The 17,056-nt window shown below is 42.1% G+C and carries 18 protein-coding genes; 10 read left to right on the top strand and 8 right to left on the bottom strand.

Features of this window, described 5'->3' with window-relative positions:
- Positions 1-38: 38 nt before the first annotated feature.
- Positions 39-527, bottom strand: coding sequence for a sigma-70 family RNA polymerase sigma factor (locus J7E81_RS26905; RefSeq protein WP_215047257.1), 489 nt, complete (start codon positions 525-527; stop codon positions 39-41).
- 354 nt (positions 528-881) lie between these two features.
- On the opposite strand from J7E81_RS26905, the gene J7E81_RS26900 reads away from it, so the two are divergent.
- The 3 genes from J7E81_RS26900 (at position 882) to J7E81_RS26890 (ending at position 5,317) form a co-directional block, all read left to right on the top strand.
- On the top strand, positions 882-1,331 hold the full coding sequence (locus J7E81_RS26900; RefSeq protein ID WP_215047256.1) for a DinB family protein: 450 nt from the start codon (positions 882-884) through the stop codon (positions 1,329-1,331).
- Positions 1,332-1,764: 433 nt separating this feature from the next.
- A complete protein-coding gene (locus tag J7E81_RS26895; RefSeq protein WP_215047255.1) occupies positions 1,765-3,849 on the top strand; it encodes a sensor domain-containing protein in 2,085 nt (694 codons plus the stop codon).
- A 136-nt stretch (positions 3,850-3,985) separates the two neighbouring features.
- The gene (locus J7E81_RS26890; RefSeq protein ID WP_215047254.1) at positions 3,986-5,317 is read left to right on the top strand and encodes a hypothetical protein; all 1,332 of its coding nucleotides are present in this window, start codon (positions 3,986-3,988) and stop codon (positions 5,315-5,317) included.
- A 12-nt stretch (positions 5,318-5,329) separates the two neighbouring features.
- Here the strand turns inward: J7E81_RS26890 and J7E81_RS26885 are convergent, their stop codons facing one another.
- Complete coding sequence (locus tag J7E81_RS26885) at positions 5,330-6,373, bottom strand: CdaR family transcriptional regulator (RefSeq protein ID WP_215047253.1); 1,044 nt, start codon at positions 6,371-6,373, stop codon at positions 5,330-5,332.
- A 559-nt stretch (positions 6,374-6,932) separates the two neighbouring features.
- Here J7E81_RS26885 and dapA point away from each other — a divergent pair.
- From dapA to J7E81_RS26855, 6 genes are all read left to right on the top strand, one after another.
- Complete coding sequence (gene dapA, locus J7E81_RS26880) at positions 6,933-7,829, top strand: 4-hydroxy-tetrahydrodipicolinate synthase (protein ID WP_215047252.1); 897 nt, start codon at positions 6,933-6,935, stop codon at positions 7,827-7,829.
- Between the two features lie 26 nt (positions 7,830-7,855).
- Positions 7,856-9,181, top strand: coding sequence for a gluconate:H+ symporter (locus J7E81_RS26875; RefSeq protein WP_215047251.1), 1,326 nt, complete (start codon positions 7,856-7,858; stop codon positions 9,179-9,181).
- 217 nt (positions 9,182-9,398) lie between these two features.
- On the top strand, positions 9,399-10,286 hold the full coding sequence (gene garR / locus J7E81_RS26870) for a 2-hydroxy-3-oxopropionate reductase (RefSeq protein ID WP_215047250.1): 888 nt from the start codon (positions 9,399-9,401) through the stop codon (positions 10,284-10,286).
- Between the two features lie 74 nt (positions 10,287-10,360).
- Positions 10,361-11,713 (top strand): glucarate dehydratase, encoded by a 1,353-nt coding sequence (gudD, locus tag J7E81_RS26865; protein WP_215047249.1) that lies wholly within the window; start codon positions 10,361-10,363, stop codon positions 11,711-11,713.
- A 105-nt stretch (positions 11,714-11,818) separates the two neighbouring features.
- Positions 11,819-12,946 carry a glycerate kinase gene (locus tag J7E81_RS26860; RefSeq protein WP_215047248.1) on the top strand — a complete coding sequence of 376 codons (1,128 nt, stop codon included), beginning with the start codon at positions 11,819-11,821 and terminating at the stop codon, positions 12,944-12,946.
- Positions 12,947-13,124: 178 nt separating this feature from the next.
- A complete protein-coding gene (locus J7E81_RS26855) occupies positions 13,125-13,823 on the top strand; it encodes a FadR/GntR family transcriptional regulator (protein ID WP_215047247.1) in 699 nt (232 codons plus the stop codon).
- Between the two features lie 88 nt (positions 13,824-13,911).
- On the opposite strand, the gene J7E81_RS26850 is transcribed toward J7E81_RS26855, so the two are convergent.
- Positions 13,912-14,214, bottom strand: a complete 303-nt coding sequence (locus J7E81_RS26850) for a c-type cytochrome (protein ID WP_215047246.1) — start codon at positions 14,212-14,214, stop codon at positions 13,912-13,914.
- A 117-nt stretch (positions 14,215-14,331) separates the two neighbouring features.
- Complete coding sequence (locus J7E81_RS26845; RefSeq protein ID WP_215047245.1) at positions 14,332-14,490, bottom strand: hypothetical protein; 159 nt, start codon at positions 14,488-14,490, stop codon at positions 14,332-14,334.
- 399 nt (positions 14,491-14,889) lie between these two features.
- Between J7E81_RS26845 and J7E81_RS26840 the strand changes: the two genes are divergently transcribed.
- Positions 14,890-15,054 (top strand): aspartyl-phosphate phosphatase Spo0E family protein, encoded by a 165-nt coding sequence (locus tag J7E81_RS26840; protein WP_098531386.1) that lies wholly within the window; start codon positions 14,890-14,892, stop codon positions 15,052-15,054.
- A gap of 234 nt (positions 15,055-15,288) precedes the next feature.
- Here J7E81_RS26840 and J7E81_RS26835 read toward each other — a convergent pair whose 3' ends face one another.
- From J7E81_RS26835 to J7E81_RS26820, 4 genes are all read right to left on the bottom strand, one after another.
- Positions 15,289-15,540: a spore coat protein gene (locus J7E81_RS26835; RefSeq protein WP_251028905.1), complete on the bottom strand. Its 252-nt coding sequence runs from the start codon at positions 15,538-15,540 to the stop codon at positions 15,289-15,291.
- A 159-nt stretch (positions 15,541-15,699) separates the two neighbouring features.
- Complete coding sequence (locus J7E81_RS26830; RefSeq protein WP_251028904.1) at positions 15,700-16,167, bottom strand: MarR family winged helix-turn-helix transcriptional regulator; 468 nt, start codon at positions 16,165-16,167, stop codon at positions 15,700-15,702.
- Positions 16,145-16,624, bottom strand: a complete 480-nt coding sequence (locus J7E81_RS26825) for a glutathione peroxidase (RefSeq protein ID WP_215047244.1) — start codon at positions 16,622-16,624, stop codon at positions 16,145-16,147. The genes J7E81_RS26830 and J7E81_RS26825 overlap by 23 nt, the downstream gene beginning before the upstream one ends.
- Positions 16,625-16,698: 74 nt before the next feature.
- A complete protein-coding gene (locus J7E81_RS26820; RefSeq protein ID WP_215047243.1) occupies positions 16,699-16,983 on the bottom strand; it encodes an HNH endonuclease in 285 nt (94 codons plus the stop codon).
- Positions 16,984-17,056 lie beyond the last annotated feature (73 nt).

Here is a 17,056-nt window from a genome sequence, read left to right as displayed (position 1 = left end):
AGAGGCGAAATGGCCTCTGTTTCTTTTTAAAATAGGGTCTATTTTAGTAACGCAAGACTTGCCCGCAGTTTCTTAAGGGCACTCAACTTCCACTGTTTCACAGCAGAAACTGAAACCTTCTCACGTGCTGCCACTTCCTTTACAGACAAATCCTCTGCAAAGGCAGCCACAACCCATTTGGTTTCCTTTTTCGATAAACCTTCACAATAAGATAACAACTGCTCCAGCTCCAGCGGTCTATCCGAATAATCTCCTTCAGCTACTTCCCAATATTCCTCGTTCGGATAGACGTTTCCGGCCTCATACTGACTGCGTTTTGTCAGCTCAAGTAATAACTTCCCTTTGATATAGCTATAAGCATAATTCGTGAAGCTTCCCTTTTGGGGGTCAAATCCTATTTGTGCTTCCCAGAGTGCAATTAACGCAGTCTGATGGAATTCATCTTTGTTACGGTAAATCGAAAGAGAGTGCAAGATTCGATGAATCATAGGCGTATATTGTTCTACTAACTCCTCAAAGCTATCCACTACGAAAAACCTCTCGAGGACCCGCGCGCGTTCCAATCAAATTCCTAGGTAGCTTTACCATACCGAGAAATGAGATTTACAGCGAATCCCACAATTTCCAATTTGAAGGGCAATAGGGGTTTGATCGAATGTTTTTGCAGTTTAAATGAAAAATTTGGAGGCGATTTAAGCAAATTCAGCCGAATTTGCGATGATTTTACGTTCAAGATTACTTTTTTAAAAAAATAATTTTAGGTGTCGCAGAAGCAGAAAATTTGCAGAACTATACCAGATTTTAACAATGTTGTAAGATAGAGGCGAGGTGATTTTGATGGTAACAAAAATGGAAGGTGCATTAGTGGAGGGGGCGGTAAAATGAACATCATTATGAAAATGTTTCAGCATTTGGATTGGGCTAATCTTCGGATTGTTGAGGCGCTGAATGCGAAAGGGGACCGGAACCACCAGACTAAACGATTATTTTCTCATCTCCTGCTTGCGGAAGAGGTATGGTTCAATCGTCTTCAAGGCTTAGACAGCAATCCTCAAGCAATTTGGACAGAGCTGACGATCGAGGAGTGTTTAAACCTGGTTTTGAAAAATCAACAACGCTTTTCAGGACTTCTTGGCGGTTTGTCAGAGACAACCATGGAGGATGTAATCGTTTATAAAAATAGTACCGGGCAGGAGTTTTCGACTTCAGTGGGGGATATCCTTACGCATGTAGCGCTTCACGGTCAGTACCATCGAGGCCAGATTAACCGGCTGCTGCGAGAGGATGGATTCGAACCGGTTAATGTGGATTTTATTACGTTTGTCCGCTAAGGAGGGGGCTGAAGCATTGCTAATGGACTTTCCGAGGGGGACTTGAATATTTAGTCTATTGGAAAGTGGCTATTTGACAGTATGATTAGTTACCTGAGGATTTTTGTCCAATAGAGTCGGTCTAATGGACAAATTATCTAGCAGACCGCCTGTTTTTGTCTAATAGAGTCCTTCTATTGGACAAATAATGAAGTAGGGCCGGACTCTGTCCAATAGAATCCGTCTATTGGACAGATAATCTAGCAGACGGCCGGGTACCGTCCAATAGAGCTCGCCTAATGAACAAATGAAGCAGTTAAACAACACCAAGTCAAATCCAATACCATATTTTTTATCAAAAAAACTCCCTAGAAGTGACATTTCAAACAGTAAAAATGTAAATCATTCGCTATGATAAAGATGTATTTCCACATTCCGCTGAAGGGAGCCCTCTATGAGAAATCAAGGCAAGCACTCCGATTTAAAGACTTTTATCCAATCCTTTAAGTCCATTCTGTTAAACCTGCCAATTCCCTGTTACATTCTCGATCTAGAAGGCACCATTGTCCTTTCAAATGATGCTGCTATACGGCTCATCGGGTATCCAAGAGCAACAGAGTTTAAACGGAACTTCATCTCCCAACTAAAGGATGAACACATTGATCAAGCCATTCATCACCTTAAAAGTGTTCTTTCAGGCGAACAAGTGAGACTGGAACTTTCGATTCGGCACCAAAATGGCGCCTGTATCCCTGTCCAAATCCTGTCCATTCCACTCGAAATTGAAGGGGAGATACAAGGAATTCTGGGCTTTATGTTCGAACAACCTGAAAAAATGGAACATAGCTCGGCAACACCTAACACCACCCAGTGGGAAAAAATCCTTAGTGAACTGAACATCTGTTTATGGTCAGTCGACGCTAGAACGATGAAAACCGTGGCGATTTCCTCAGCTTGCCAACCTATTTTAGGTTATTCCAAGCAGGAATTTACTGAAAATACCTGCTTGTGGGAGGAGATCCTCCATTCAAGTGATAAAGATCAAGTCATGCAACAGCTGCGTTCCATCGAAAATGGCCGTTCTGCCAAACTAGAATACAGGATCCGTACGCAGTATGGGGATTATAAATGGATTTTAGATTATATCACCCCCGTATATGATGAACAGACAAATAGCCTTATCCGTTACGATCGAGTCGTTGTGGATATCGACCATCGAAAAAAGACCGAAGAAGAGCTGGAGTATATAGCTTTTCACGATACCCTAACAGGGCTCCCGAACCGCAGAAAAATGGATTTGGAGCTGCAAAAAGCTTTGATTGAGGCAACTGAAAAGCATCACTTTGTCGGCATTTTATTTATTGATTTGGACCGCTTTAAAGACATCAATGATTCGTTAGGACACAAAATGGGGGATAAAATTATTCAAAGGATGGCCGGAAGGTTAAAGGAAAATCTACGAACAGACGATATTCTCTCACGTCAAGGCGGGGACGAGTTTGTGATTTTATTAAAAAATCTGCCCAATAGCCAGGCAATAGATGAAATGGCTGCGCGAATCAGCTCCGTCATGGCTCAGCCCATTAAGATCCTGGACCATGAGTATCGACTTAGTGTCAGTATTGGGACAAGTATTTTTCCTGACCACGGCCAGGAAGCGGACGTGCTCATGATGCGGGCCGATCATGCTCTGTATCTGGCAAAGGAAAATAAAACAGGAATTCAGCAATATCAAACGGGCATGTCCAAAAGCCTGTCTAGAAAAATGCTGATCGAGCAATATCTTCACCAGGCAATCGAACACCAAGAGTTGTATTTGGAATACCAGCCGATTATGGATGTCCATACGAACGAGATTATTGGTCTGGAGGCACTTCTTCGCTGGGAACATCCGATATTAGGTAGTATTTCTCCAGGGGAATTTATTCAAATCGCCGAGGAATCGGACCTTATCATAAAACTAAGTAATTGGGTTTTATATACCGCCTGTAGCCAACGGCGCCGCTGGATGGACCAAGGCTTAGCCCCATTTTATATTTCGATTAATGTTCCGGCCCGGCAAATTCATCAAGATAATTTCATTGAAACCATTAAGCGTGCGTTAAAACAGTACAAGTTACCAGCGGACTTTTTAAAAATAGAAATAACGGAACGGACCGCGATGACGCACGTTGAGAAAACCTTGAAGACGATGAGAGAGTTACAGGGATTTGGGGTTGATATCATTTTGGATGATTTCGGGATCGGCTATTCTTCGATTAGTTACTTGGTTCAGTACCCGTTTAATACGATTAAGATTGATAAATCCTTTATCCAAGACCTGAACGATAATTCCGGCCAAAAAGCGGTTTGCCGTTCCTTGGTGGCAATGGGGAAAAACCTCGGGATGAATGTGGTGGCAGAAGGGGTGGAGGAGCTCGAGCAATACGATTACTTATGCAGCATTGGCTGTCATAAAATGCAAGGTTACTATTTTAGTAAACCAATTTCAATGGAGTTGGTCGAGAATTTTACGAAACAAATCTACACCGTAAATTGATTTTTTAAAATCAAGATACCTGTTGAAGATGGGTAGGTATCTATAAAAAATTTCTTGTATTGTCATTTTTCTGGGATTATTATATAGCTTGATTATAGAAAACTATTAAAATGATTCTGGCAGGGAGACGTTTTCTATGCGAAGTTACCTCATATTGGGGATGTGCGCTTTATTCTTAGTTCAATATTTTGCCGAGCTCAATTGGCTGCAGTTTGTCGTCGTTGGGCTTTCGTTATTGGCATTCTTGGGCAGTGCCTTTAAAGCAGATCGGTTTCCGCGCTGGCTCGGCATCATCATGATGACAGCGGGCATCCTCATCGAATCGCAAAAGGGAACGGGGGTCCAGGGAATTAGCGATGGGATTTTCTTAATTCTGCCGTTACTTTGCCTGTTGACACTTGCACCGCTTCTATCGGTTCCTTTAAGGCTGAGCGGGTACTTTGAATCGATTGCTGCCTTATTAAGAAACCTCATGCATCAGCCGAAAAAGTTATACGCAGGTATTACCGGAACTCTTTTTTTATTAGCACCGGTCCTCAATCTAGGTTCGGTCCGAATTTTAAATGAGTTTATGGAGGAAATTGAACTGCCATCCACCATGTCAGCCAAAAGTTACCTGGTCGGCTTTTCAACAGCAGTCATGTGGTCACCCTATTTTGCATCGGTTTCATTGGTCCTGCACTACTTGAATATATCCTTTGAAGAGTACATTCTATACGGAATTGGCCTTTCGATCTTATCGCTAGTGGTCGGAAATATTTTGTTTGCTGTATGGGAAAGACGAAATCCGCTTTCTGAAAAATTAACCCCCAACGCTCCAATCGATAAAGAGCACAGCCGGCAAATGATCAAGCTTGTTCTATTTGTGGTCATTTTAATGAGTGCCTGCTTGGTGGTGGAGAAGTTTACTCATTGGTCGATGATCGTTATCGTCTGTTTGATGTCGATCCTAGTTCCTTTAGGGTACGGGGGAGTGTCGAAAGATTGGAAACGAATGGCCGCTCCATTAGTGGACTTCCGGGACCGCACCGTTTCGATGTTGAATAATGAAATCATGTTGTTTATGAGTGCGGGGATGCTGGCCTTTGCGATAAAAGGGACAAGTGCCGCGAATGGGGTTAGTACCTTCCTTGGCCATTTGGCAGATCGGTCGTTTATCTTGTTTGCGCTTGCCGTGATGCTGATTGTTTTAAGTATCACCTATATGGGGATCCACCAAATTGCGGCCGTGGGTGCGCTTGCTATGCAGTTAAATCCTGCCGAGATCGGGATAAGTAATATTGGCCTGGCCTTATTGCTCCTGCTTACCTGGTCGATTTCAACCGCCCTTAGTCCTTTTTCGGGATTAAATCTGATGGTCAGCCGTTTTGCGGGGATTTCCGGAGTTCAAACGGGTCTTCGCGCTAATGGACTGCATTTGTCCATCATTGCACTGATTGGAATTGCGATAATCTCCTATATAGGATAACAAAAACAGCCTTTAGGGCTGTTTTTGCATTTTATAAAGAATATACCCTGTGAAAAGCTGGAATAAATCCATAAAGTTTTTCGGATTTTTATTGGTCAGAACTTCAATCCTTTGTAATCGATAGGCCAAGCTGTTCCGATGAATATGAAGCTCCTTCGAAATAGCATTCATGTCACCGGAGTTTTTTATATAACAAATCAAGGTCTCAATCAGCTCTTGCCCTTTTGGATTTTCATCAAGTTCCATATAAAAATCAGTGATCTCAGTAAAAGAAATATCTTTATTAGTTAGGTAGTCAATAAACTTTAGCTCTTGATAATGGCAAATGGTTTGAGGGAGATCCATCCGTTCGACAATTTCAATGGCACGCCGGGCTTCATGGACGGATTTGGACACATTGGTATAGTTGCTGCCGATCCCAATCTTTAGCTTATCCTGAGAATGGATCGCTTCGATTCTTTTCACCACATCACTCTCAGTTGGGACAACAAAAAGCATGGTGTCTTGATTAAGACGAAAAGAAAACTCCTGCTCTAACAGATACGGTTCCTTTGCGATATGGCCCTTTACCACAATGGCCTTCCGTTCTAACGTTAAAACAATTCCAATTGCTTCCCCGCTGCTGATCATTCCGGGGTCATATTCCTCGCTGCGGAACACCCATTGATACAAAAATTCCTCTTTGATCTGCTCTTGAATACGTCGTTCCCTGAACAGAAACTCCTGGTTGATTAATAGATCAGCAGTAACTCGGACTAATTCAGCAAAAGGACCGACAATGTTGGGGTCCCCGCTGATTCCAATAACGCCCATAATTTTATTTCGAAAATGGATGGGCATATTGACACCTGGCTGGGAGCCCTCCTCGGAATGATAGATTGAAACAATCGTTCCCTGCTCAATCGCGGAAATCGCTCCCTGATGGTAGGTGCCAATCCGTTTCGGGTCCCCGCTCCCAATAATTAAACCAATCTCATCCATGATGTTAACATTATAGGGAATGACGTTCATTACTTTATCGGCGATTTCTTGCGCTAGGGCTTGATACATTTTCATCCGTTTTCCCCCCCGGTGATTGTCTATTTTTAGAATAGTAAAAAAATATTTGTTTATTTGCCCAAAAAAGTACAATGATTATTAGCGATTTGAATGATGATTTATTTGTAAGACAATTATACAATAAAAATGTAAACGGTTACTAAAAACAAACAAAAAAGTTTTAACCATGTTTGATAAAATCGTCAATAATTAGTCACTTGACTAATGTTCATTCCTATTTTTCACACATCCCAAAAGGATTTTGGTCAAATGACTAAAAACATCTAGAAAAAATTTATCAAATTGAACGAAGCTATTTTCAGCGAAACCGTTTACGATAGATATGTGAAATGATTCACGAACTTAAAAAAGAAATCATCACTTATCACTAATTTGTCATACCATTCACATACTTGTTTACAGAATATAGGTTATTATGATTACGAAGTTTGATATAGGTTTGACGTAAGAATAATAATCTTTTATAAAAACAAGATATGTGAATTGATTCACAATGTATTTTTTTAAGATCTTCTTGTCCAAAAGCAAGAGTCTAAACAGCTGGGAGGAGTAAAAAATGTTTAAGCCAAAAGGGGTAATCCCCGCATTAGTCACACCATTAGATAAAAACGGTCAATTGATGGAAGAGGCATTACGAAAAGTCATCGACTACACCATTGCAGGCGGTGTCCACGGATTATTTATCCTAGGGTCGAGCGGCGAAATTTACGGTTTAACACCTGAGCAAAAGCGCCGTGTCGTAGAAGTAACGGTGGATCACACGGCTGGAAGGGTCCCTGTTTATTGTGGGGCTAGTGAAATCACCACGAGAGACTGTATCCAAACAGCTCAAATGGTTGAAGAAATTGGCGGTGTTGCAGCATTATCCGTCCTTACTCCGTATTTTATGTCACCTACGCAAACGGAGTTAGCGGATCACTTTAAGGCCATTGCTAAGTCTACCAATCTTCCAATCATCCTTTACGGAAATGAAGCCCGTACCCAGGTGAAAATTGATGTGAAGACGTGTGAAGAACTTAGTAAGGTTGACAACATTATCGGAATTAAGGACTCAAGCGGAGATTTTACGAAAACGGCTGAGTACTTACGGGTAACTCCGCGCGAATCCTTTTCCGTTTTATTAGGACGTGACACACTCATTTATGCAGGACTATGTCACGGTGCCACTGGTGCCATTGCCAGCACCGGAAATATTGCACCTAAATTAGTGGCGGATATTTACAACACATTTGTGGCTGGCGACTACCAGAAGTCGTTAGAATTGCAATTCAAACTTGCTCCATTACGCTTAGCTGTGGACAAAGCAACATTCCCTGTTGTGTTAAAAGAAGGCTTAAGAATGGTAGGAATTGATGTTGGTTACGCATTTGCTCCTGCAGCGGAGATGAATCCAGAAAGCAAGAAAATTTTAGAAAATGTTTTAAGAGATCTAGAACTTTATCAAATTTATTAATTTCCTAAAGGGAAGGAAGAAATAACATGCCATTATTGTATGTTGCCTTAGCAGTTGTCCTTTTACTTGTTTTAATGATTCCGCTAAAAATGAACGGTTTCATTGCACTTCTCTTAACTTCTATATTTGTCGGTTTGCTTGTCGGAATGCCACTGGATAAAATTTGGGACACCATTGGTGATGGTCTTGGAGGCCAACTGGGCGGGACGGCTCTTATTGTTGGCATCGGGGCTATGCTTGGAACGGTTATGGCTGATGCGGGAGCCGCACAGCGGATTGCTACTAGTTTAGTAGACAAAATGGGAATTAAACGGATTCAAGCTGCGATCTTAATCGCTGCATTCGTTCTTGGGATTACCATGTTTTTCGAAGTCGCTTTTGTCTTATTGATTCCTCTAGTATTCGTTATTACTCGTCAGACAAAGTTAAATCTATTGTGGGTTGCTTTACCAATGTCGGTTGGATTATCAACCTGTCATAGCTTTCTCCCGCCGCATCCCGGACCAGCTGCAGTTGTTGGCGTCTTCCATGCCGACATGGGCTTGACTCTATTATACGGCTTGATTATTGCCATTCCAGCAGCTACTTTTATCGCCTATACCTGGACCAGATTTCCATTTATTAAAAAGATTAATCCAATCATTCCAGAAGGGCTTATTACGAACAAAACGTTTAAAGAAGAAGAAATGCCATCCTTTGGCTCAAGTATTTTCGTAGCTCTTATTCCAGTCGTACTAATGGCTGCTGACGCGATTTGTACGTTATTTTTACCAGAAGGCAACGGTTTTAGGCATGCAATGGATTTCTTCGGCTCATCTGAAATGGCTTTATTACTTGCTCTCTTAATCTCTATGTGGCTGCTAGGACCTAGAATAGGCCGCCCGCTGAAAGATGTAATGCAGTCTTGTTCGAATGCGGTTAAGCCGATGGCCATGATTATTTTGGTTATTGGTGCAGGCGGTGCCTTTAAGCAAGTACTTGTTGACGGTGGAATTGCTGACTACATCAAAGATATAACATCGGGCTGGAACATGTCTCCGATCATCCTAGCTTGGATTATTGCGGCTCTCTTACGGGTTGCTCTTGGTTCTGCAACAGTTGCGGTAATGACTGCTTCTGGAGTGGTACTGCCGATTGCTCAAGCATCCGGAATTAGCATGGAATTAATGACCCTTGCCGTTACATGCGGAAGTATTGCTTTCTCTCACGTAACCGATCCAGGGTTCTGGATGTTTAAGGAATATCTCAATTTATCGGTTCCTGAAGCAATTAAAATAAGAACAACCTATACAACCGCACTTGCCATCATTGGTTTAATCGGTGTATTAATTCTCAATATGTTTGTAGGATAATCATTTCTTTTGAGTCAACCGGGCAGTAAATCATAGATTACTTATTCCCATGAGGAGTTTGCTGCCCGCTATGGTATCAAAACTAGAAAAGCGGAAGCGCCTTGACCAGGGGCTTATGACCCCGAGCCCCTAGGCGCTGAAGCTAGACAATTTCTAATAAGGATAGTACATACTTGTACTCTCTTTAAATAAAAAAATTTGTAGGAGTGTTGTCGAAATGAAGAAAATTGGATTTATTGGATTAGGAATTATGGGTAAGCCGATGAGCAAAAACTTAATTAAAGCAGGCTATCAGTTAATCGTGAGTGATTTTAATAAAGAGGCAGTCAAAGAACTTGAACAATTAGGGGCAGAAATAGAAACAACGCCAAAAGCAATCGCTGAAAAAGCAGATATCGTCATCACCATGCTTCCAAACTCTCCAAACGTTAAAGCTGTTGCACTCGGAGAAAACGGACTGATTGAAGGCGCATATGATGGATTAATTTACATTGACATGAGTTCCATTGCACCAGCAGCTTCTCAAGAAGTGTATCGTGCATTAATTGAAAAAGGCGTTGAAATGCTAGATGCCCCTGTCAGCGGCGGCGAGCCAAAGGCCATTGATGGTACGATCTCTGTCATGGTTGGCGGTAAGAAAGAAGTTTTTGAAGAAGTGAAAGAGGTATTAGCCGCAATGGCTGGATCGGTCGTACACGTTGGTGAAATCGGTGCCGGTAACGTCACAAAGCTTGCGAACCAAGTCATTGTCGCATTAAACATTGCAGCTGTATCGGAAGCATTCGTGTTAGCGCAAAAAGCGGGTGTAAATCCAGAAGCAGTTTACCAAGCGATCCGCGGCGGTTTAGCCGGAAGTACCGTTTTAGATGCAAAAGCGCCAATGATGCTGGACCGTAACTTCGACCCAGGTTTCCGAATCAACTTACACATTAAAGATTTAACAAACGCAATGGAAACAAGTCATGAGTTCGGTGCGCCTGCGCCATTAACTGCCGCTGTTTTAGAAATGATGTATGCATTGAAAGTCGATGGTCATGAATTTGAAGACCACAGCAGTCTATTAAAATACTATGAAAAATTAGCAAACGTTGAGATTTCTCGTTAATTATATTTTAAAAAATGACTAGAGAACGCAGCATCTTAAAGCCCTGCGTTCTCTCCTAAAAGGAGATCATCCCCATGAATACAGTTGAGAAAGTTATTAACGCTACTCCAGTTGTGACAGAAATGGAAGTCTATCCAGTTGCTGGACGTGACAGTATGTTATTAAACCTTAGCGGCGCACACGGAGCTTATTTTACAAGAAATATTGTCATCTTAAAGGACAGCAATGGAAATGTCGGTGTTGGGGAAGTACCAGGCGGCGAAAGTATCCGCAAAACGCTTGAAGATGCACGAGCAATAGTAGTTGGCGCATCAATTGGTAACTATAACAATATCTTAAATAAGATTCGACAAGAATTTGCCGGCCGCGATTCAGCTGGCCGCGGGTTGCAAACATTTGATTTACGGATTACGATTCATGCTGTTACCGCGATTGAAGCAGCATTACTTGACCTTTTAGGAAAGCACCTAAATGTTCCGGTTGCCGCACTTTTAGGCGAAGGCCAGCAGCGTGACAAAGTAAAAACACTTGGTTACTTGTTCTATGTTGGCGATCGCAATCGGACGGATCTTCCCTATTACAGCAATCCTGATTCGGAAGTGGAATGGTACCGGATCCGCCACGAAGAAGCGTTAACTCCAGAAGCGGTTGTCCGTCTTGCCGAAGCATCCCAAGCGCTTTATGGCTTCAAGGACTTTAAGCTAAAAGGCGGCGTGTTAGAAGGGAAAGAAGAAATTAAAGCGATTAAGGCATTAAAAGAAAGATTCCCAGATGCAAGAATCACTCTTGATCCAAATGGTGCTTGGTCATTAAAAGAAGCGGTTGAGCTTTGCAAAGATATGCATGGAATTCTCACCTATGCAGAAGATCCATGTGGTGCGGAAAATGGTTTCTCTGGCCGTGAAGTCATGGCTGAATTCAGAAGACAAACAGGTCTTCCAACGGCAACTAACATGATCGCAACGGATTGGCGCCAAATGGGTCACACGATTTCCTTGCAATCAGTGGATATTCCACTTGCAGATCCGCACTTCTGGACGATGCAAGGTTCTGTCCGTGTCGCACAAATGTGTAATGATTGGGGCTTAACTTGGGGGTCACACTCCAATAACCACTTTGATATTTCACTAGCGATGTTTACCCACGTGGCTGCGGCTGCTCCTGGTGAAATTACAGCAATTGATACCCACTGGATTTGGCAGGAAGGCATTGAGCGTTTAACGAAGGATCCATTCCAAATTGTCGATGGCCACTTAGCGATCCCTGATAAGCCAGGCTTAGGTGTGGAAGTTGATATGGAGCAAATTATGAAGGCTCATGAATTATATAACAATATGGGATTAAATTCTCGTGATGATGCGGTTGGTATGCAGTTCTACATTCCAGGCTGGAAGTTTGATAACAAGCGCCCTTGCTTGGTGCGTTAATTCATGTACTAGTATAATCAAAACTATAGAGGGTGACGATGGTGTCACCCTTCTCTTATTAAAATACATTATTTTTTTACAATTAACCGTAAAGGACAGATCATTATGAAGTTTGTGCTAGCGCCTGATTCGTTCAAAGAAAGTATGACGGCGAAAAATGCTGCCCTTGCAATGGAAAGAGGAATCCGGAACGTTTTTCCTGATGCAGAGTGTGTGATTGTTCCAATGGCTGATGGCGGGGAAGGCACAGTTGAATCGCTCGTCAGTATGACGAATGGGGAAATAATTAAAACTGAGGTGCTCGGACCTCTCGGTAAAAAGGTCATCGCGGAATACGGTCTCTTGGGAGAGGGGCAAACCGCTGTTATTGAGATGGCAAGTGCCAGTGGATTGGAATTACTAAAACCTGAAGAGCGCAATCCGTTATTGACCACCACTTATGGAACCGGGCAATTAATTAAGCATGCATTAGACAAAGGTGTTAGCCGGTTTCTAATTGGAATTGGCGGCAGTGCGACCAATGATGGTGGGGCAGGCATGCTTCAAGCACTTGGTATTTCGTTTAAAGATGAAAACGGCGAAGAGCTATCACTTGGCGGCGGTGCCTTGGGCCGCTTGCATACGATTGATCTAAGCGGCTTGGATGGAAGAATGAAAGATGTCAAAATCGATGTGGCCTGTGATGTTACTAATCCGTTAATCGGTGAAAACGGGGCTTCTGCTATTTTTGGACCGCAAAAGGGAGCGACTCCTGAAGTGGTATCCTTGCTCGATGAAAATTTAGCTCATTACGCGGAAGTGATGAAAGCGCAGCTGAATAAAGATATTGCCCATATGGAGGGTGCCGGTGCAGCAGGTGGACTTGGTGCCGGGTTGATGGCCTTTTTGAATGCTAGGTTGCGAAAGGGTGTTGACCTTGTGATTGAGTATACCGGCCTTGAGGAGCGCATCCAAGGTGCGGATTATGTATTTACAGGGGAAGGCAGCATTGATGGGCAAACGCTTTTTGGTAAAACGCCGTTTGGTGTAGCGACGATTGCCCGGAAGTATTCCATCCCTGTGATTGCATTTGCCGGCCGGATTGGCAAAGGTGTGGAGCCTTTGTATGAGAATGGGTTTACGGCTATTATTGGTATTTTAACAGAAGTGAACTCTTTGGAGGACGCGTTGAAATCTGGAGAAACAAATATTGAGTTTGCCGCAGAAAATATCTGCCGTGTATTAAGGGTATAACCAAGGTGTATGCTGCCAAGTTTTCTTGGCAGCTATTTTTAGTGGAAATTAGAAAATGGTGCAGCTATAGGCCTAGAGCTCGGGAGATCTAAGCCTATTTATTACACTTGAACCTTTTTTCATTTAAGGTAATAATGGAAGAGATTACAAATTAGATTGTGACTCGAGGAGACTGAAGATGAAAGATTCTTCTAAAAAAATAAATATAGAATATGTTCAACGAAATACGTTATCAAAGCAGGTAATAGAAAGTATTGTTCAGCTATTAATTAGCGGCCAGCTAAAACCTGGGGATAAGCTTCCTACGGAAATGGAATTATTGGGAATTTTGAATGTCAGCCGGCCGGTACTGCGTGAGGCGCTTAGTTCACTAGAATCATTAGGTGTGATTACCCGGAAAACTCGTGAGGGAACTTTTTTTAATAATAAGATTAGCAGTCATCCCTTTTCTGTTATGCTAGCGTTAGCGCATGATAACCTGCAGGCGATCGTAGAGGCACGGATGGCATTGGAATTAGGGCTAATTACGATAGCTGCCGAGAAGATTAGTGAGGAAGAGCTGGTAAGATTAAAGGAGACGATTGATTTTATTGAGAATTGTCAAGATGGGGACTATGGGGAAGCGGATATTGAGTTTCACCGCATTATTGCATTGAGTGCGGATAACCCAATTGTTGAAGGCATGATTGATTCGTTAATTGTGACGCTGGTGAAGATTAATAATGAAATTAAGGTGCGTGAACCAGAGCGGACGGTCCGCCATCATACCGCGATTTATCAAGCACTCGCCGCCCGAGATCCATTTGAAGCTTTCCACCAAATGTACCTCCACCTCGATTACGTCCGTCAGAAAGTCATAAAAGACACGAAAAAGTAGAAAGTCTAAAGGTGACAGGCACCATGTGAATCATTCACATGGTGCCTGTCACCTTTAGTTATATTTGTACCGTAAATTAGTTAATTACTTATTTCTTCTCCATCAACCACTTGGTAACGACTCTCGATTCCTCATCGGTTAAAAGATGTCCTGGCATTTTATCGGATCCTTCTGTGATCATCTTAAATAATTCATCTTCCGAGTATTTACTGCTCATATTTAGTATAGGTGGTCCGACAGCGCCTTTTAAATTGCCTCCATGGCAGGCTGAGCACTTATTTCCGTAAAGCGTCTCTCCATCCAATGCTTCCTTTTTGTCGGCAGCATTGGATGAACAGCCTGCTAACAATAAAAGCGATAGTATTGCCAATGTCCAGAATTGCTTCATCATCTTAAACCTCCATCCTCATCATTAGAAAAACGGCTCCTAACATGATTATAAAGTGTATAAAGATGGAAATAGGGTTTAAAAGATGAAAGTTTTCGGACAGTTGAAAAGACCGCCCCCTTAAGAGGTAACGGTCTCTGCAACTGGCTGCACTTCCGATTCATGTACCAGCTGTACAGTAAATCTGCTGTCCTTCTCTCTAATTTCCCAATAGCCCGAACTATACTTATAGATCACAATAAAAAGTTTTCCCTCATAACGCACCTGTTCTGTCTTCACTTCACCATCACCCTTATCTATTAGTTGAGTGATACTATCTATATTCCATCATTCGCTAAAGTATGACGACATCCTTCGGAAAATAGCAGGTAAAGTTGACAATTAACCATAAACATAGTCAAAAACGGAATAATGGTGTCAGGCACCATGTGAAAGGCACGATGTAAAGCATTGAGCATTTAAATTAATAGATTTGGTAATTTTCCCAAGTTCGCCAAAATCCGAGGGACTTCGTTATGGATTAAACGTAATATCGAGCCCTTTATTAGTATCCTAACAATTATCACCATAATGAGCATAAAAAGTGTCGATATTTGATGATGAAAACTATTTCCATGTATTCGCTTACAACTAGTAAACTTAAATCACAGGCAGCTTTAATATAAGGGGTTATCGCAAATGACGAATGAGGATCTATTTTTACAAATTGAAAATCTACGATTAAAAATGATAACAGTAGGCCTTTCTAAGGGCTTTACCTCCGCCGAAACGGTAAGACTTAGTGAAAGACTTGATCGATTAATCAACCTGCAAATGGGTTTAATAGAAGAACTAACCGCATAAGTTTTGACATACATGAAGTTTTTTTCCCAACATCATCGAATGACATAAAAAAGGTGAAATCGTATTTTTCTAGTAAAGCTATATAACCAAAATGGCGGAGGGCCAGGGCCCTCTATTTTTTTTGCTCTCATTTCTAAAAAAATCAGAGAAATTCCACAAAAGTAAAAAGGTTACAACTAATCAAAACGTCCGGATTGCGATCACACATGCAAACCGGACGTTTTTTTCTTTTATTTAATAGTATGGGTAACCGCCATATCCGTATCCATATCCAGGATAGCCGCCAGTTAGGGCACCTGCCGTTAAGCCGCCCAGGAATCCGCCAACAAATGGTGAACCGAAACCGCCGTAGCCGCCATATCCGCCATATCCATAACCAGGGTAACCCCCATGAAAATATCCATGATGATGGTGATATCCTCCAGGGTAGCCGCCATGGAACCCTCCATGATATCCCCCATGGTATCCGCCGTATCCTCCAAACATGCGCATACATCTCCCTTTTTCTGTAATCAGCAGCAAGAATAGACTCTTACTACCTGTAATGTATGCAGGATAGATGTCCAGTGAATGGGCGGGCGTCAGCCCAGCTGGTAAAATAAGAAAGTTCATCCGCTTTGAGAATGGTCCAGATCCAGCGCGTGTCTATTTTTGTTGCCGAAGCTTGCCATGTAATCGATGTAATTGCTCCATGAGCTGCTTATATTCTTCAAACTCAATATTACAGGTCTCGATCTTTTCGCTGACCTTTTTGGTAATGGCCAGCTTTTCCTCCAATGCCTTCTTTTCTAAAAAAATAAATACTTTTCTTTCATCCTCAGTGGAACGTTCCTTCCGAAGCCAGCCGTTCCCCTCCATTCTGGCGATCATCGGCGTTAAGGTTCCGGTTCCAAGCGCTAATTTTTCGCCTAAGTCTTTAACCGTTACTCCATCATTTTCCCACAAGGCTAATAGGACTAAATACTGTGGGTAGGTTAACCCGAAGGGGTGAAGGACAGCCGTATACAGCTTGGTAAATTTACTGGCCGTTTCGTAGATGGCGAAACAGAGTTGATTTTTTAACGTAAAAAAGTCTTTCAAATAATCACCTTTATGAAAATAATTTTTGGACATCCTGTTCCATTCTGCGTGGATCGACCGTTGGGGCATAGCGCTCGACGACGTTCCCATTAGCATCGACAAGAAACTTCGTGAAATTCCACTTAATATTCCTCGAAAGAAGTCCTTTTTTCTGATCTTTTAAAAAGGTAAATAAAGGATCTGCCTTGTCACCGTTCACATCAATTTTGGCAAACATCGGGAAGGTTACACCATAGTTTACTTGGCAGAATTGAGTGGTTTCGTCAATATTGGCAAATTCCTGATTGTTGAATTGATCACAAGGAAACCCTAAAACCATAAGACCCTGATCGTTATACTTTTCATATAATTCTTGAAGACCCTTAAACTGCGGTGTAAACCCGCATTTACTTGCTGTATTGACAATAATTAATGGTTTTCCTTCGTATTCCTTCAATGATTTCATTTCCCCATTGGTCTTCGCTACATTAAAATCATAAACGGTTGTCATATTCGTTCCTCCCCATTTTATAAAAAGTAAATCGTGTACAACTTAATCGTACGCGATTAAAATGGATTTAGCAATTATTTTCGTCTGCGTTGTTTCGACTTTTTGATTTTCATGATCTTCGTGGAGGGCTGCTTACGAATCCATTTGATAAAACTTGCCAGCTTTTCATCCGCTCTTAGTTCCGGTAAGGTAGTAAGCCGGGCGGCAATTTCCTCATTCGTGTAGAGGGCATGAATTTGTTTGTGACAGGGAATGCAAAGATTCGCGGTTGCCCCGAATGTGCCGCCCATTTCTTTTGGAAGCAGGTGATGAACGGTTGTTTCTACCTCTTGTCGTCCGCAAAGTTCACAAGTCCCCATAGTTTTATCCCTCCTGTAATTTTGGTACTATTATTTACAAGAGTGTAATTCAAGATTCCAATTTGGCTGGGAA

The sequence above is a fragment of the Bacillus sp. ISL-18 genome, from assembly GCF_018613415.1.
In the GTDB taxonomy this organism is placed as follows: Bacteria; Bacillota; Bacilli; order Bacillales; family Cytobacillaceae; genus Neobacillus.
The sequence above is the reverse complement of the archived record's forward strand: the minus strand, read 5'-3'. Positions and strand labels throughout refer to the sequence as shown.

Coding starts and splice junctions, on each gene's coding strand:
- J7E81_RS26860 (WP_215047248.1), top strand. CDS start 11,819: ATGAAGTTTGTGCTAGCGCCTGATTCGTTCAAAGAAAGTATGACGGCG.
- J7E81_RS26835 (WP_251028905.1), bottom strand. CDS start 15,540: ATGTTTGGAGGATACGGCGGATACCATGGGGGATATCATGGAGGGTTC.
- J7E81_RS26885 (WP_215047253.1), bottom strand. CDS start 6,373: ATGAAAATGTATCAAGCCCTAGCGCAAGAAATCGCCGATAAAGTAATG.
- J7E81_RS26895 (WP_215047255.1), top strand. CDS start 1,765: ATGAGAAATCAAGGCAAGCACTCCGATTTAAAGACTTTTATCCAATCC.
- J7E81_RS26830 (WP_251028904.1), bottom strand. CDS start 16,167: ATGTCCAAAAATTATTTTCATAAAGGTGATTATTTGAAAGACTTTTTT.
- J7E81_RS26820 (WP_215047243.1), bottom strand. CDS start 16,983: ATGGGGACTTGTGAACTTTGCGGACGACAAGAGGTAGAAACAACCGTT.
- J7E81_RS26825 (WP_215047244.1), bottom strand. CDS start 16,624: ATGACAACCGTTTATGATTTTAATGTAGCGAAGACCAATGGGGAAATG.
- J7E81_RS26855 (WP_215047247.1), top strand. CDS start 13,125: ATGAAAGATTCTTCTAAAAAAATAAATATAGAATATGTTCAACGAAAT.
- garR (WP_215047250.1), top strand. CDS start 9,399: ATGAAGAAAATTGGATTTATTGGATTAGGAATTATGGGTAAGCCGATG.
- gudD (WP_215047249.1), top strand. CDS start 10,361: ATGAATACAGTTGAGAAAGTTATTAACGCTACTCCAGTTGTGACAGAA.
- J7E81_RS26850 (WP_215047246.1), bottom strand. CDS start 14,214: ATGATGAAGCAATTCTGGACATTGGCAATACTATCGCTTTTATTGTTA.
- J7E81_RS26840 (WP_098531386.1), top strand. CDS start 14,890: ATGACGAATGAGGATCTATTTTTACAAATTGAAAATCTACGATTAAAA.
- J7E81_RS26900 (WP_215047256.1), top strand. CDS start 882: ATGAACATCATTATGAAAATGTTTCAGCATTTGGATTGGGCTAATCTT.
- J7E81_RS26875 (WP_215047251.1), top strand. CDS start 7,856: ATGCCATTATTGTATGTTGCCTTAGCAGTTGTCCTTTTACTTGTTTTA.
- dapA (WP_215047252.1), top strand. CDS start 6,933: ATGTTTAAGCCAAAAGGGGTAATCCCCGCATTAGTCACACCATTAGAT.
- J7E81_RS26890 (WP_215047254.1), top strand. CDS start 3,986: ATGCGAAGTTACCTCATATTGGGGATGTGCGCTTTATTCTTAGTTCAA.